The organism is Streptomyces sp. NPDC088350 (genome assembly GCF_044753545.1).
GTDB lineage: Bacteria > Actinomycetota > Actinomycetes > Streptomycetales > Streptomycetaceae > Streptomyces.
Genome location: NZ_JBIVNL010000006.1, coordinates 345526 through 359038, shown reverse-complemented (window position 1 = coordinate 359038; position 13513 = coordinate 345526). Strand labels below are relative to the sequence as shown.

The following is a 13513-nucleotide window of genomic DNA, read 5'->3' as shown; positions in this document are numbered from 1 at the left end:
CCCCCATCCGGGGAGGGGCGTGGCAACCCCTGCCGGGACTGTCCGCCCTGGGCTGACCGGATCCGGTCCGCCCAGGGTCCCACGGTGCCGCCTACAGCGTCTTGCCGGTCGCCGGCCCCACGATCAGCCCGTCCCCGAACGCGTCCACCCGTACCGTGTCCCCGTCCTTGACCTCCCCCGCCAGGATCTCCTTGGCGAGCCGGTCGCCGATGGCGGTCTGGACGAGGCGGCGGAGCGGTCGCGCGCCGTAGGCCGGGTCGTTGCCGTTGTCCGCGAGCCAGGTCAGGGCCTCGTCGCTGATCTCCAGGGTGAGGCGGCGTTCGGCCAGGCGCTTGGCGAGGCGGCCGATCTGGAGCCCCGCGATGCGGCCCAGCTCCTCCCTGTTCAGGGCGGAGAAGACGACCAGGTCGTCCAGGCGGTTCAGGAACTCCGGCTTGAAGGAGGCCCGGACCACCTGCAGAACCTGTGCCTTCTTCTCGTCCTCGCCGGTGAGCGGGTCGATCAGGAAGTTGCTGCCCAGGTTCGAGGTGAGGATCAGGATGGTGTTGCGGAAGTCGACCGTGCGGCCCTGACCGTCCGTCAACCGCCCGTCGTCCAGCACCTGGAGCAGGACGTCGAAGACCTCCGGGTGCGCCTTCTCCACCTCGTCCAGCAGGATCACCGAGTACGGGCGCCTGCGCACCGCCTCCGTGAGCTGGCCGCCCTCCTCGTAGCCGACGTAGCCGGGAGGCGCGCCGACCAGCCGGGCCACGCTGTGCTTCTCGCCGTACTCCGACATGTCGATGCGGACCATCGCCCGCTCGTCGTCGAAGAGGAAGTCGGCCAGGGCCTTCGCCAACTCCGTCTTGCCCACGCCCGTCGGGCCCAGGAAGAGGAAGGAGCCGGTGGGGCGGTCCGGGTCCGCGATGCCCGCGCGGGTGCGCCGTACGGCGTCGGAGACCGCCTGTACGGCCTCTCCCTGACCGATGAGGCGACGGCCCAACTCCTCCTCCATGCGCAGGAGTTTCTGGGTCTCGCCCTCCAGGAGGCGGCCTGCGGGGATGCCGGTCCAGGCACCGACGACGTCCGCGATGTCGTCCGGGCCGACCTCCTCCTTGACCATCGTGCCCTTGGACGCCTCCTCCTCTGCCTCAGAGGCCTCCTCCAAGTCCCGTTCCAGGGAGGGGATCTCGCCGTAGAGGAGTTTCGAAGCCGTGTCGAAGTCGCCGTCGCGCTGGGCCCGTTCGGCCTGGCCGCGCAGTTCGTCGAGCTTCTCCTTCAGCTCGCCGACCTGGTTGAGGGACTGCTTCTCCTTCTCCCAGCGGGCGTTGAGGCCGCGCAGCTCCTCCTCGCGGTCGGCGAGGTCGCGGCGCAGCTTCTCCAGGCGCTCGATCGAGGCGGCGTCCGTCTCCTTGTCGAGCGCCAGCTCCTCCATCTTCAACCGGTCGACGGAGCGCTGGAGTTCGTCGATCTCGACCGGGGAGGAGTCGATTTCCATCCGCAACCTGGACGCCGCCTCGTCGACCAGGTCGATCGCCTTGTCGGGGAGGAAGCGGGACGTGATGTAGCGGTCGGAGAGGGTCGCGGCGGCGACCAGTGCGCTGTCCGCGATGACGACCTTGTGGTGGGCCTCGTAGCGGCCCTTGAGGCCGCGCAGGATCGCGATCGTGTCCTCGACGGACGGCTCCGCCACCAGCACCTGCTGGAAGCGGCGCTCCAGCGCCGGGTCCTTCTCGATGCGCTCGCGGTACTCGTCGAGGGTGGTCGCGCCGACCATGCGGAGTTCGCCGCGGGCCAGCATCGGCTTCAGCATGTTGCCGGCGTCCATGGCGGAGTCGCCCCCGGCGCCCGCGCCCACCACGGTGTGCAGTTCGTCGATGAAGGTGATGATCTGGCCGTCGGAGTCCTTGATCTCGGCCAGGACGGTCTTGAGCCGCTCCTCGAACTCGCCGCGGTACTTCGCGCCCGCGACCATCGCGCCGAGGTCGAGCGAGACCAGCCGCTTGTTCTTGAGGGACTCCGGCACGTCCCCCTTAACGATCCGCTGCGCCAGCCCCTCGACGACGGCGGTCTTGCCGACGCCGGGCTCGCCGATGAGGACGGGGTTGTTCTTCGTGCGGCGGGACAGCACCTGGACGACCCGCCGGATCTCCTGGTCCCGCCCGATGACGGGATCGAGCTTGCCCTCGCGCGCGGCGGCCGTGAAGTCCGTACCGAACTTCTCCAGCGCCTTGTACTGCCCCTCGGGGTCGGGTGTGGTCACCCGGCGCCCTCCCCTGCTCTTCTGGAACGCGTCCAGCAGCTTCTTCGCGCCGGCCCCCTGCTGGGAGAGTACGTCGCCGGCCGCGCCGCCCTTCGCGGCGATACCGATCAGCAGGTGCTCGGTCGAGAGGTAGTCGTCGCCGAGTTCCTTCGCGCGCTCGCCGGCGTCCGCGATCACGGCCAGCAGCTCACGGTTGGGCTGCGGCGGCGCGACGGTGGACCCGGTCACACTGGGCAGCGAGGCGAGCACCCGCTCGGCTCCGGACCGTACGGCGGCCTGGTCGGCGTCGACCGCGGCGAGCAGGTCGGTGATGTTCTCGTTGTCCTCCCCCGCGAGCAGCGAGAGAAGCAGATGCGCGGGGGTGAGATCCGCGTGCCCCCCGGTCACGGCACGGTTGCTGGCCGCGTTGATCGCGTCCCGGCTCCTGTTGGTCAGCTCGGCGTCCACGTTCGCGTTCTCCTCCTCGGTGTCCTACGGCTGACTCAGCCAACGTACACAAAGTTGAGTCTATTCCACTCAAGGCAGTGGAGGGGGCGATCCGGCGGCTAAGTTCCGGGGGCATGACCACACACCCGGTCGACCCGGGCGATCCCGACGCGCCGTATCTCACCTTCTGGCGGGAACGGCACCTGTGCACCCTCACGACCCTCCGCCCCGACGGCAGCCCGCATGTCGTCCCCGTCGGAGTGACATACGACCCGGAGGCGCGACTGGCTCGGGTCATCGCGAACAAGTCGAGCACGAAGGTGGCGAACGTGCTGGCCGCCGGCCCCCTGGGCGCGCGGGTCGCCGTGTGCCAGGTGGACGGGCGGCGCTGGGCCACGCTGGAGGGCCGGGCCGTCGTACGCGTCGAACGCGACCGGGTCGCGGAGGCGGAGCGCCGGTACGCCGAGCGCTACGAGCGGACGCCGTCGCCGAACCCGTCCCGGGTGGTGATCGAGATCGAGCTGACGCGGGCGATGGGCAAGGGCTGACCGGCGGTAACTCGATCAGTTCCGGCCACGGAGGCGCGACCCATACCCGAACATTCCGCACAAACTGCAGCGGCGTCACCGTGTTCAGGTCACGGTGACGCCGCTGCGGGGGGAAGCACCTGAGCGATCTTTTACGACGGGGGAATCGCGTCAGGCACTGCGGGGGGTGGCTGAGATGGTCCGGACGTCGGGGGCATCCGGTTCCACCAGCCGGTGGTCTCGCTGGTCAAGATTCACAAAGATCATTCCGTACCGGATGGCACATCGCACCGGCTGCGGCGCCCCCCGGGGCCGTCGCAGACACCGGTACGCCCGCACGTCCTCGTCCTCGTCCCGCGTCACGACGACCGGCTCACCGAACACGGTCACCATGAGCGAGTCACCGCTGTGGGGGATCGCGGTGGCCAGATCGATGAAGTGCCAGCCGGAGCGGTAGGCCGTGGCCATCTCGCGCCGGAAGGAGCGGTCGTCGGGCGGAGTGGTCATGACGGTACGGCCCAGCTGCTGTCGGCCGGAGCCACCCAGGAACTGTCGTCCGGAACGTCGGACGCCACGATCACCCAACTGCTGTCACCGGGAACGGCCGCGGCAGTCGTGCTCCAGCTGCTGTCCCCCGCGATATCGCTCTTCGTTCCCGCAAGGCCGCTCAGCGCGCCAAAGGCCACAACGATGGAGAAGGCGGCGGCAAGCGCCGAGCGAAGCATTCTCTTATGCATAGTCGGCTTCGTCCTCATTTGAAGGTCACCTCTCCCCCGTCGACTACGACGATGGCGCATTCCGGCACGTCGTGGCCACACAATCGATGCATCATGTTCCTGCACGTTCAGGACCCTGGGGGGTGGAGATTTGCCAATAAACGAGATTAAGCGGACACATCCTCACGCACTGACCGACTTGTGCGAGGAAGGACACCGTCTCTACGGGAACGCTCTCCGCACGGGACGCATAGCCCGCACGGATGTGGAGCCGGCGCCCTGTTTGATGGAGTTCGCCCTACTTCATCCCGACCCCGACGACGCGAACTGGCTGCGCCCCGTACCCCCCCAGATCGCGCTGGCCCAGCGGCTCAACCCGATCGAGCACGAGATCACCCAGCGGCGGCGGCACTCCATAGAGCTGGCCGATGCTTTCGAGCCGTTCATGGCCCTCAGTGCCCAGTCGACGGCGACCACGCACTCGATCACGGTGCTGGAGGGCATAGACCGGATCAACGCGGCGCTGGATCTGGCCACCGCCCAGTGCCAGATCGAGATGCTCACCGTCCAGCCCGCCCGCCGCCGGCTGGAGCACACCCTCACCAAGGCGCTGGAGCGGGACCGGCCCCTGATCGAGCGGGGCTGCCGGATCCGGACGCTGTACCAGCACCCGGCCCGGTACAACCCCGAGACGCTGGCGTACGTGGCCCAGTTCACCGAGGGCAAGGTGGAGTACCGCACCATAGACGAACTCGTCGAGCGCTTGATCATCTGCGACGAGACCGTGGCCTTCATCCCGACCCGCGACGACGGGCAGGTGGCCCTCGAACTCCGGCACCCGGGACTCGTCCGCTACCTGATCAAGGTCTTCGAGTTCATGTGGACCCGCGCGGTCCCGCTGGCCACCGGCGCCCCCTACGAGACGGCTCCCGACGGCATCACGGACATCCAGCACTCCATCGCCAAGCTCCTCGTCGAGGGGCACGTCGACGAGGCCATCGCCCGCCGCCTGGGCATGAACGTCCGCACGTGCCGCGCGCACATAGCCAAACTGGCCACGGCCCTGGGCAGCGGGAGCCGCGCACAACTCGGCTTCCTCATAGCCCAGTCGGGACTTCTGGAGCAGGACCACGGGCACTGAACACCGAAGGAGGCGAGGCGGCGTCGTCACCGACGCGCCGCCGTCAACCTCGCCGTGGCGAGCAGGGCATGCCGGCGCGGCGGCGCGGACACCGGGAAACCCGCCGCCACCCTCGACGGCGGAGCCCGAGCCCACCGCGACCACCCCGTCGCGGCATCGGCAGTCCTCAAGCAGGAGGGAGCAGCGGAGTGGTCCTCGCACCCCGCAAGGAGCACCGCCCGGAAGAGCTGTGCCCCGCGGGAGCGGAGCTCTACGAACGCGCCCTGCTGAAGGCCGGGTGAGCCGCGCGCCCGCCGCCGCGGCGCCCTGCCTGGTCGACCACGGCCTGCTGTACCGCCGGAGCCGGGCCCGACTCCGCTGTCTCACAGGGCGGTCGGGGATTCCTGATCAGCGGGAGTGAGCTGCGCCGGGACGTCCGGCACGCGTGACGAGGGGCCGTCCAGGCCCACCTGGGCGATCCGCACGCCGAGTTGGGTACGGCTGGCCGCGCCGAGCGTCTCCGACAGGCGCGCGATATGGGCCCGGCACGTCCGCACGCTTATACCGAGCCGTTCCGCGATCACCGCGTCCTGGTGGCCGTCCGCGAGCAGGGCGGCGATGGACTGTTCGCGGTGCGAGATGCCCTCGATGCCGGTGTCGGGGAGCGGGGCCGCGACGGGGATCGCCAGGCGCCACAGGCGGTCGAAGACCGTGACGAAGTAGTCGATCAGCGCCGGGTGGCGCAGTTCCAGGGCCATCGTGTGGTCGGCGTTCGCGGGGATGAAGGCGACCTTGCGGTCGAAGAGGATCAGGCGGTCGACGACCTCGTCGAGCGTTCTCGCCTCCACCGCGTCGCCCATCAACTCCAGGTAGTTCAGGAGGCCTTGGCCGTGCCGGGCGACATGGGTGTACAGGTCGCGCATCCGTACCCCGCGCGCACGCAGGGCGAGGGCGCGGTGCAGGCCCTCGGTGAGTTCCGGTTCGCGACGGATGCCGCCGGGCTGGACGGTGAGGACCTCGCCCGTGCAGGCCTCGGTCGCGTCGTCCATCGCCGCCTGGATACGGGACAGGCCGTCGAGGACGCGGATCGCGGCGCCGCCCTCCTGGGTCGCCGACGCCATCGCGGACGCCTGGATACGGCGGCCGAGACCGGCGTACCACTCGAAGGCCGCGACCGCCGAGCCCACCCGCCGGTGGCTCTCGCTGACCTCGTCGTACACCCCGCGCAGCAGCCGGGTCATGACCTCCTGCGGGGAGGTCGGCACCAGCCAGGCCATGTCGTCGGGGTCGGGGTGCAGGAGGGCCAGCTCCAGCAGGCACGGCACCGGTTCGGCGTCCGTGCGCGGCACCCGGCCCCGCCGTACGGCCCGGGAGTACACGCGGTCCCCGTCGTCGCACAGCCGGTCAGCACCGTGCGGATGCTCGTCCGTCCTGTGCCCGGCCATCGACCGTCCCACCCCCGGTTTGCGCCTCTTCCGCAGCGCAACTATGCGCGGACCGGTCCTGCTCCGCAACACGGCTCCCGCTCGAACGGGCCCCGAAAACAGCCGATATCAGCCACTATCTACCGGCCTCCGAGCGCCACCTTGCAACAAGCTGGGGGGTACCCGGCCACGGCCACCGGCTCCGCCGCCGTATCACTTTCCGCGTGAGCTGCCGGAAATCACTCAGAGACCGCCGTGTTACGTATCGCCTCTAACGTCCCCTCATGGCGGACATATTTGACGCATACGCATTGGCCGATGCGTGGGACGAGATGTTTGTGCGGCCGGGTGAGGTCAGAACCGCCTACGAGCCGGTACTGGCGGCACTCCAGCCGATCGAGCCGAGTGAACTGCGCTTCCGCGCGGACCAGATGGCCCGCGCGTTCACCGACCGAGGGGTGACCTACGCCTTCGCGGGCGAGGAACGGCCCTGGCCACTGGACCTGGTGCCCCGGATCATCGACGCGCTGGAGTGGGATCTCATCCAGCGCGGGGTGGCGCAGCGGGTGCGGGCCCTGGAGGCCTATCTCTCCGACGCCTACGGGCACTGCCGGGCCTTCGAGGACGGTGTCGTGCCCTGGCGGCTGCTCCTCAACTCGGCTCATTTCCATCGGGCCGCGCAAGGGGTCGAGCCACCGGGCGGGGTACGCATCCACGTCGCCGGCATCGACCTCGTACGGGACGAAGCCGGGGACTTCCGGGTCCTGGAGGACAACGTGCGGGTCCCCAGCGGGGTCTCGTACGTCATCGAGAACCGCCGGGCCATGACGCGGATCTTCCCCTCCCTCTTCGCCGAGCAGCACGTGGTCCCGGTCGACGGGTACGCGCAACGGCTGCTGGCCGCACTGCGGGCCGCCGCGCCCGCCGGGACGACGGACCCGAGGGTCGTGGTCCTCACCCCGGGCCCGAGCAACGCCGCCTACTTCGAACACGCCCTGCTCGCCCGGCTGATGGGCGTCCAGCTGGTGGAAGGGCACGACCTCGTCTGCCGCAACAACCGGGTGTGGATGCGCACCACACGCGGCGAGGTGCCCGTCCATGTCGTATACCGGCGGCTCGACGACGACTTCCTCGACCCGCTGCACTTCCGCCCCGACTCGGTGATCGGCTGCCCGGGCATCATGAACGCCGCCCAGGCCGGGAACGTCACACTCGCGAACGCGGTCGGCAACGGGATCGCCGACGACAAGCTCCTCTACACCTACGTCCCCGACCTCATCCGCTACTACCTCTCCGAGGAACCGATTCTTCCCAACGTGGAGTCCTACCGGCCCGACGAGCCCGGCCAGTTGGAGGCGGTCCTCGACCAGATCGACCGGCTGGTCATCAAGCCCGTGGACGGCGCCGGCGGCCAGGGCATCGTCATCGGACCCAAGGCCGACGCGAAGACCCTCGAACGCACTCGCAAAGCAGTCGCCGCCGACCCGCGCGGCTGGATCGCCCAGCGCCCCGTCGCCCTGTCCACCTCCCCCACCCTCGCGGGTGAACGCATGGCACCCCGCCACATCGACCTGCGCCCGTTCGCCGTGAACGACGGCACCGACGTCTGGGTACTGCCCGGCGGCCTCACCCGCGTCGCCCTCCAGGAGGGCAACCTGATCGTCAACTCCAGCCAGGGTGGCGGCTCCAAGGACACCTGGGTGCTCGCGGAGGGCCCCGCCGAACACCCCGAACCGCTGACCCCGGACGGCGCACTGCCCGAGGTGGCACCCCGCCAGCTCGGCCCCGACGGCAACCCCGCGGTCGTACAGGAAGGGGCGCAGCAGCAGTGAACGACGTGATCCTCTCCCGGATAGCCGAGGCCCTGACGTGGACGGGCCGTTACGTCGAGCGCGCCGACACCACCGGGCGCATTCTCGACGCCTACCTCCACCGCATGCTGGAGGACCCCTGGCGCGACGAGGACGTGGCCTGCCGGTCGCTGTACGCGATCCTCGGGGTCGACGCGGGCGGTCAACGCGTCGACATGCAGCAGGTGTTGGACCAGCTCGCCTTCGACGCCCGGTCGACCTGTTCCATCGAGGGCGCGCTCGGCGCCGCCCGGCTCAACGCGCGCAGCGCCCGGGAAGCCGTCTCCTCGGAGATGTGGGAGTGCCTCAACTCCACCTGGCACGCCCTCGCCGACCAACGCCTCGCGGCCCGCCGTACGGGCCCCTACGCCTATCTCGAACTCGTGCGCAGACGCGCCGCGTTGTTCTTCGGCCTCGCCGACTCCACGATGAGCCGCGACGACAGCTGGCGTTTCGTCGTCCTCGGCCGGAGCCTGGAGCGGGTGGACATGACCGTACGGCTGCTGTCCGTACGGGTGTTGGACGCGGCGCACGCGCCCGACTGGCCGACGCTGCTGAGCGCTTCGGGCGCCGACGAGGCGTACGCGCGCGTCTACGGCGGCTTCGGGGACACCCCGCGCGTGGCCGAATTCCTGCTCCTGGACCGGGACTTCCCGCGCTCGGCACTGCACGCGCTGACCACGGCGGAGGAGTGCCTCACCGCGCTCGGCCGCCCCCGCCAGGACCCCGCGCGCCGCCCGATAGGCCGCCTGCGCACCCGCCTCGAATACCTGGACTCGCACGCCTTGGAAGAACAACTGCCCGCCCTCCTGAAGGACTTGCAGCACGCCTGCATGGCCTCGGCGGAGGCCGTCGCGGAGTTGTTCTTCCCGTACCAGGGGCCCGTCGAGTGGGCCCAGGAAGGAGCCTGAGTTGACCCGTAGGCTTCGCATCCGCCACACCACCCGCGTGTCGTACGCCCAGGCGGCCGTCTCCTCCCACAACGAGGTGAGGATGACCCCGCTGACCCTCCCCGGCCAGACCACGCTGGACGCGCGCGTCACCGTGAACCCCACGACACCCACCTGGTCGTACTGGGACTACTGGGGCACCCAGGTCACCGGCTTCGACCTGATGGACCCGCACGCGGACCTCACGATCACCGCGTCGAGCCTGGTCGAGACGTCCCCGCCGGAGCTGCTCGGCCCCACCCCCACCTGGCAGGAGGTGACCGAACGCACCACGAACTCCCGCCTGTTGGAGTTCATCGGCCCCACGGTCCGTACGACGGTCCCGCCGAAGCTGCTGAAGAAGGCGCGCAAGGCGGCCGTAGGCCTCGACCCGCACGAGACGGCGGTGGCGGTCTCCGCGCTGGTCGCCGACCGGGTGGCGTACCTGCCCGGCGTCACCGGCGTGAACACGTCCGCCGCCGAGGCCTGGGAACAGGGCGCGGGTGTCTGCCAGGACATAGCCCACGTGACGATCGCCCTGCTGCGTGGCCTCGGCCTGCCCACGCGTTACGTCTCCGGCTACCTCCACCCCGAGCGCGAGGCGGAGCTGCACCGCCCGGTGGCCGGCCAGAGCCACGCCTGGATCGAGTACTGGGCGGGCGACTGGTGCGGCTACGACCCCACCAACCGCACCCGGCCCGACGAGTCCCATGTCGTGGTCGGCCGGGGCCGGGACTACGACGACGTGACCCCGCACAAGGGGATCTACCGGGGGGTGGCGGGCGGGCCGCCGGAGGTGACGGTGGAGTTCACGCGGGTGGCGTGAACTCCTTGTGTGAACTCCTCGCCGTTCAGCCCCGCTTCGGTCCCGTGATCGCTTCCCCGATCACTAAGCCCTTGGCGGGGCCCTCGGGGATGGTGACGTCGGTGCCGTAGGGGACACGGTGGATGTCCTCCCAGTCGGCCTTGTCTGGGCGGGGGCCGGTGAAGAGGGTCACGGCGCCCTGGCCGTCGTAGTCGTCGATGAGGACGTACATGGGGATGCCGGCGCGGGCGTACTCGCGGCGCTTGCGGATGCGGTCGCGGTCCTGGTTGGTCTTGCCAGGGGAGACTACTTCGACAACCAGCGATACCACGGAAGCCTTGATGCCCAGGCCTTCCTCGTCCTCGATCAGCTCCGCGTCCCGAGGAGCCACGAACCCGTCCGGAATCCACGCCCTGCGCGCGTGGATCACGTTCGTGTCGTTCCAGGCGCCGTAGTCGGTGTCCTTCAGGAAGATCGCCAGGGCGTCCCGGAGACGGTTGACGACTTGGGCATGTGCAAACCGACCGGTGGGCGACACCTCGATGGCTCCCTCGATGATTTCAGCGCGGTAGCCCTCGGGGAGTTCCATGGCCTTCCAGACCTGCCACAGGCCCTCGTCCGGGTCGGACATGTTCAGGAAATCAGCCTGAGCGTCGGACATGGTCTCGGGCCTCTCATGTGCGAGCGCGGTCAAGGTGGCACCTCCTCCTCAAGTGTGGGCTGGGTGTGCTCAAGGCACAAGCAACGCGATCACGGTAGTGCGGCGGCGGGCCTGACCAGGAGAGACTCCTTGGGCTCACCCGTTCGAGTGAGGAAAAAACGATCCATCGCCCCCACCCAGCTCGAACCACACCCCCTTCGCGAACCGCCCCGCCCTGTCGCCCGCGACGCCCCACGTGTCCGCCATCTCCTCGACGAGGGCGAGCCCCCGGCCCCAGCAGGCGATCACCCCGGCGGCTGCGTGCGCGAGAACGGGCGGGTCCGGACTCTCGTCGAAGACGCTGACCCGGAGCCGGGCCGGGCCGAGCCGGAGGCGGATCATCGCGGAACCCTTCGTGTGCAGATGGACGTTGGTGACGAGTTCCGAGGTGCACAGGGCCGCCGGCATGACGAGGGGTTCGCGGTCGTGGGTGAAGAGGACGGCGCGTACGAAGTCCCGGCAGACGCGGGGTGCGGTGGCGTCGGCGGGGGCGAAGAGGCTGTAGTCGTGGGTGAGTTGGGCGGGGCGGTGAGGGGCACGGCGGGCTGGGTCCACGGGGAGCGGCTCCTTGGGGTGAGGGGTGGTCGGGCCTGGCGATGGCGTCGCCCGCGGGGCCCGGGTGCTCTGTCGGCTTACGGGCAGGGGGAGTTGAGCGGTCTCTTTACGTGACTGATTCCGCACTCAAGGTAGCGCGTGAGGTATTTCATTAACAACCCAATCGCCGAATCGGTGGACCAACTCCCACCACCAGGGCAGACTTTGGATTCCCCGACGAGGAGAGACGCGTGGGACTACGCACCACCATCAGCGAGCGCCAGCGGCGACTCGGCTTCGAGCTCAAACACCTGCGCGAACAGGCAGGGTTGGCGAGCGGCGAAGCGGCCGAGCGGATCGGCATGGGCCGCGTTCAACTGAGCCAGATCGAGACGGGCAAGACGACCGTCCTGACTCCAAGACTCCATGAGCTCTGCGACCTCTACGGTTGTACAGATAAGGCACATGTCGAGGCCCTGGTCGCCATGTCCGAGGCAACCGGCAAGGGCTGGTGGAGCGCCTATAAGAAGCGCCGCAGCCTGGATGCGCTCAACACGGCTGAGCTGGAGGCGAGTTGCACGGCCCTTCGAATGCACCAGTCGATGTTGATCCCGGGGCTCTTCCAGACGGCCGACTACGCCCAAGCCATCTTCGCCACTCCCGGCCTGGGCTTCGAACGAAGCGAAGGCGCCCTGGAGTTCCGTATGGAGCGACAGCGCGTACTCACCCGCGAGAACCCGCCCTCTGTCCATGCTGTGATCCACGAGTCCGCTCTGCACCTACGGTTCGGCGGAGTCAACGTGGTCCGAGAGCAGTTGCTGCACCTCATCGAACTGGCGCGGCTGCCCAACGTCACCATCCAGATCTATCCGTTCACCGCCCAGGCGCACCCCGCCCTCAGCGGCAACTTCGTCCACGCCATCCCAGGCGTTCCGAAGTTGGGCACCGTACTGCTCGAACTACCCCTCGGCCTCACATACTTGGGTGACAGGCAGAGCTTGGTCCGGTACGAAGGGCTGTTCCGGTATCTGTCGGAAAACGCCCTCGCCCCCGTCGACGTATCGTTGGCCCCAGAAACACACTCGGTGAAGGACTCGCTGGCACTCATCCAGCATGTGCTCTACACCCTCTAGGGAGGCCCCGATGACTGAACTCGCCTGGCAGAAGTCGACCTTCAGCGGCGGCCCCGAGGGCGAGTGCCTCTACGTCGCCACCGCCCCCGACAAAACGATCCGCCTCCGCGAGAGCGACACCCCCCGCACGATCATCGCCACCGCCCCCGAAAGCCTCACCGCCCTCCTCCACCACCTCAAGGGGCGATGACGACCTTCCGGCCTCCGCAACGGAGGGCCGCTGAGTTCAAGTCATTGTTGCCTCGAACTCGCCCAGCCCTCTTGACGACCCATGCATCCTTCGGGAGCGTCCCACGCAAGAACGCGCAACCGACTTGGTCCGGGAGGGCATCGTGGACCTACAGTTCATCGGGATCGACCCGAACACCGGGGGCGAGGGGTCGCCGACGGTGTGGGTGGAGGAGGAGACAGCTGACCTGGTCCTTCAGGGCGTCAAGGCCGAGGACCTGCTGGAGGCAATGATCAGCGGTACGAAGTGGGTCGCCGGGCACGCGGTGGAATTCCCGGCCATGAAACGGTGATTCGCCTGCCGGCCCGCATGGTGCCGATTCTGAGGGAGGCGCGCGATGTCGCAGAGCGGCGTGCCGAGCTTCGCTGAACTGCTGGCCGGTGCGCGCCGCAGCGCGGTGCATCTGGAGATGCGTGACGCGTACGGCGTCGGTGACGAGGCCGAGGAGTTCGAGCAGTTCAAGCGCACCGGCCACGTCAATCTCGACCCGACAGTGCGGTGGTGGCCCGAGTGGTTGGGCATCGTGCGGGAAGCCGTCGGCCGTGGGGTGGTGATGCGTCGGGCCCGGATCGTTTCCGAGCCCGTGACGGACTACATCCGGTGGGAGCACTCCGCCACCTCGCTGAATATCGAGGCGGGTGAACTGGTGCGCTGGCTGCCCCGTCGTCGGGCCGTGGACATCGCCCTGCCGGGAGCCGACTTCTGGCTGATCGACGACCGCCTGGTGCAGTTCAACATCTTCACCGGGGACGGTGACTGGGCGGTTCCGCCCAAGGAGTTCAGCGAGGACCCCGCCGTGGTCAAGCTGTGCTCCGACGCGTTCGAGGCCGTGTGGGAGCGTGCCGTCGACCACGAGAAGTACACCGTCTGACCCCCGC

The 13513-nt window shown here is 69.2% G+C and carries 14 protein-coding genes and 1 pseudogene; 9 read left to right on the top strand and 6 right to left on the bottom strand.

Features of this window, described 5'->3' with window-relative positions; genetic code table 11:
• Positions 1-91: 91 nt before the first annotated feature.
• The gene (gene clpB, locus ACIQBL_RS23070; protein ID WP_401944583.1) at positions 92-2689 is read right to left on the bottom strand and encodes an ATP-dependent chaperone ClpB; all 2598 of its coding nucleotides are present in this window, start codon (positions 2687-2689) and stop codon (positions 92-94) included.
• Positions 2690-2802: 113 nt separating this feature from the next.
• Here clpB and ACIQBL_RS23065 point away from each other — a divergent pair, with 113 nt between their 5' ends.
• Positions 2803-3216: a pyridoxamine 5'-phosphate oxidase family protein gene (locus tag ACIQBL_RS23065; RefSeq protein WP_401944581.1), complete on the top strand. Its 414-nt coding sequence runs from the start codon at positions 2803-2805 to the stop codon at positions 3214-3216.
• Between the two features lie 150 nt (positions 3217-3366).
• On the opposite strand, the gene ACIQBL_RS23060 is transcribed toward ACIQBL_RS23065, so the two are convergent.
• Both ACIQBL_RS23060 and ACIQBL_RS23055 read right to left on the bottom strand, forming a co-directional pair.
• Positions 3367-3702: a hypothetical protein gene (locus tag ACIQBL_RS23060; protein ID WP_401944579.1), complete on the bottom strand. Its 336-nt coding sequence runs from the start codon at positions 3700-3702 to the stop codon at positions 3367-3369.
• Positions 3699-3920, bottom strand: a complete 222-nt coding sequence (locus ACIQBL_RS23055; protein WP_401944577.1) for a hypothetical protein — start codon at positions 3918-3920, stop codon at positions 3699-3701. Before ACIQBL_RS23055 ends, ACIQBL_RS23060 begins: the two co-directional genes overlap by 4 nt.
• Positions 3921-4101: 181 nt before the next feature.
• Here ACIQBL_RS23055 and ACIQBL_RS23050 point away from each other — a divergent pair, with 181 nt between their 5' ends.
• Entirely contained in the window at positions 4102-5052 is a 951-nt protein-coding gene (locus ACIQBL_RS23050) for a helix-turn-helix transcriptional regulator (protein WP_401945064.1), read from the top strand.
• A 362-nt stretch (positions 5053-5414) separates the two neighbouring features.
• Here the strand turns inward: ACIQBL_RS23050 and ACIQBL_RS23045 are convergent, their stop codons facing one another.
• Positions 5415-6476 carry a LuxR C-terminal-related transcriptional regulator gene (locus ACIQBL_RS23045; RefSeq protein ID WP_401944575.1) on the bottom strand — a complete coding sequence of 354 codons (1062 nt, stop codon included), beginning with the start codon at positions 6474-6476 and terminating at the stop codon, positions 5415-5417.
• Positions 6477-6739: 263 nt separating this feature from the next.
• Between ACIQBL_RS23045 and ACIQBL_RS23040 the strand changes: the two genes are divergently transcribed.
• Genes ACIQBL_RS23040 through ACIQBL_RS23030 form a run of 3 tightly spaced genes read left to right on the top strand, consistent with a single transcriptional unit; the run spans position 6740 to position 10060 of the window.
• A complete protein-coding gene (locus ACIQBL_RS23040; RefSeq protein WP_401944573.1) occupies positions 6740-8287 on the top strand; it encodes a circularly permuted type 2 ATP-grasp protein in 1548 nt (515 codons plus the stop codon).
• A complete protein-coding gene (locus tag ACIQBL_RS23035; RefSeq protein ID WP_401944571.1) occupies positions 8284-9216 on the top strand; it encodes an alpha-E domain-containing protein in 933 nt (310 codons plus the stop codon). The genes ACIQBL_RS23040 and ACIQBL_RS23035 overlap by 4 nt, the downstream gene beginning before the upstream one ends.
• 1 nt (position 9217) lies before the next feature.
• Entirely contained in the window at positions 9218-10060 is an 843-nt protein-coding gene (locus tag ACIQBL_RS23030; RefSeq protein ID WP_401944569.1) for a transglutaminase domain-containing protein, read from the top strand.
• A gap of 25 nt (positions 10061-10085) precedes the next feature.
• On the opposite strand, the gene ACIQBL_RS23025 is transcribed toward ACIQBL_RS23030, so the two are convergent.
• Positions 10086-10700, bottom strand: a complete 615-nt coding sequence (locus tag ACIQBL_RS23025; protein WP_401944567.1) for a Uma2 family endonuclease — start codon at positions 10698-10700, stop codon at positions 10086-10088.
• 135 nt (positions 10701-10835) lie between these two features.
• The gene (locus ACIQBL_RS23020) at positions 10836-11294 is read right to left on the bottom strand and encodes an ATP-binding protein (protein WP_401944565.1); all 459 of its coding nucleotides are present in this window, start codon (positions 11292-11294) and stop codon (positions 10836-10838) included.
• Positions 11295-11524: 230 nt separating this feature from the next.
• On the opposite strand from ACIQBL_RS23020, the gene ACIQBL_RS23015 reads away from it, so the two are divergent.
• From ACIQBL_RS23015 to ACIQBL_RS23000, 4 genes and pseudogenes are all read left to right on the top strand, one after another.
• Positions 11525-12406 carry a helix-turn-helix domain-containing protein gene (locus ACIQBL_RS23015; RefSeq protein WP_401944563.1) on the top strand — a complete coding sequence of 294 codons (882 nt, stop codon included), beginning with the start codon at positions 11525-11527 and terminating at the stop codon, positions 12404-12406.
• 10 nt (positions 12407-12416) lie between these two features.
• Positions 12417-12596 carry a DUF397 domain-containing protein gene (locus ACIQBL_RS23010; RefSeq protein WP_401944561.1) on the top strand — a complete coding sequence of 60 codons (180 nt, stop codon included), beginning with the start codon at positions 12417-12419 and terminating at the stop codon, positions 12594-12596.
• Between the two features lie 142 nt (positions 12597-12738).
• Positions 12739-13004 (top strand): annotated as a pseudogene (locus ACIQBL_RS23005) (hypothetical protein).
• Entirely contained in the window at positions 12973-13506 is a 534-nt protein-coding gene (locus ACIQBL_RS23000; RefSeq protein ID WP_401944559.1) for a DUF6879 family protein, read from the top strand. The pseudogene ACIQBL_RS23005 and the gene ACIQBL_RS23000 overlap by 32 nt, the downstream one beginning before the upstream one ends.
• Positions 13507-13513: the final 7 nt, after the last annotated feature.

Excerpts from the sequence above, each read along its gene's own strand:
- ACIQBL_RS23065 (WP_401944581.1), top strand. The coding sequence starts at position 2,803 with ATGACCACACACCCGGTCGACCCGGGCGATCCCGACGCGCCGTATCTC.
- ACIQBL_RS23025 (WP_401944567.1), bottom strand. The coding sequence starts at position 10,700 with ATGTCCGACGCTCAGGCTGATTTCCTGAACATGTCCGACCCGGACGAG.
- ACIQBL_RS23040 (WP_401944573.1), top strand. The coding sequence starts at position 6,740 with ATGGCGGACATATTTGACGCATACGCATTGGCCGATGCGTGGGACGAG.
- ACIQBL_RS23055 (WP_401944577.1), bottom strand. The coding sequence starts at position 3,920 with ATGCTTCGCTCGGCGCTTGCCGCCGCCTTCTCCATCGTTGTGGCCTTT.
- ACIQBL_RS23045 (WP_401944575.1), bottom strand. The coding sequence starts at position 6,476 with ATGGCCGGGCACAGGACGGACGAGCATCCGCACGGTGCTGACCGGCTG.
- ACIQBL_RS23060 (WP_401944579.1), bottom strand. The coding sequence starts at position 3,702 with ATGACCACTCCGCCCGACGACCGCTCCTTCCGGCGCGAGATGGCCACG.
- ACIQBL_RS23000 (WP_401944559.1), top strand. The coding sequence starts at position 12,973 with ATGTCGCAGAGCGGCGTGCCGAGCTTCGCTGAACTGCTGGCCGGTGCG.
- ACIQBL_RS23010 (WP_401944561.1), top strand. The coding sequence starts at position 12,417 with ATGACTGAACTCGCCTGGCAGAAGTCGACCTTCAGCGGCGGCCCCGAG.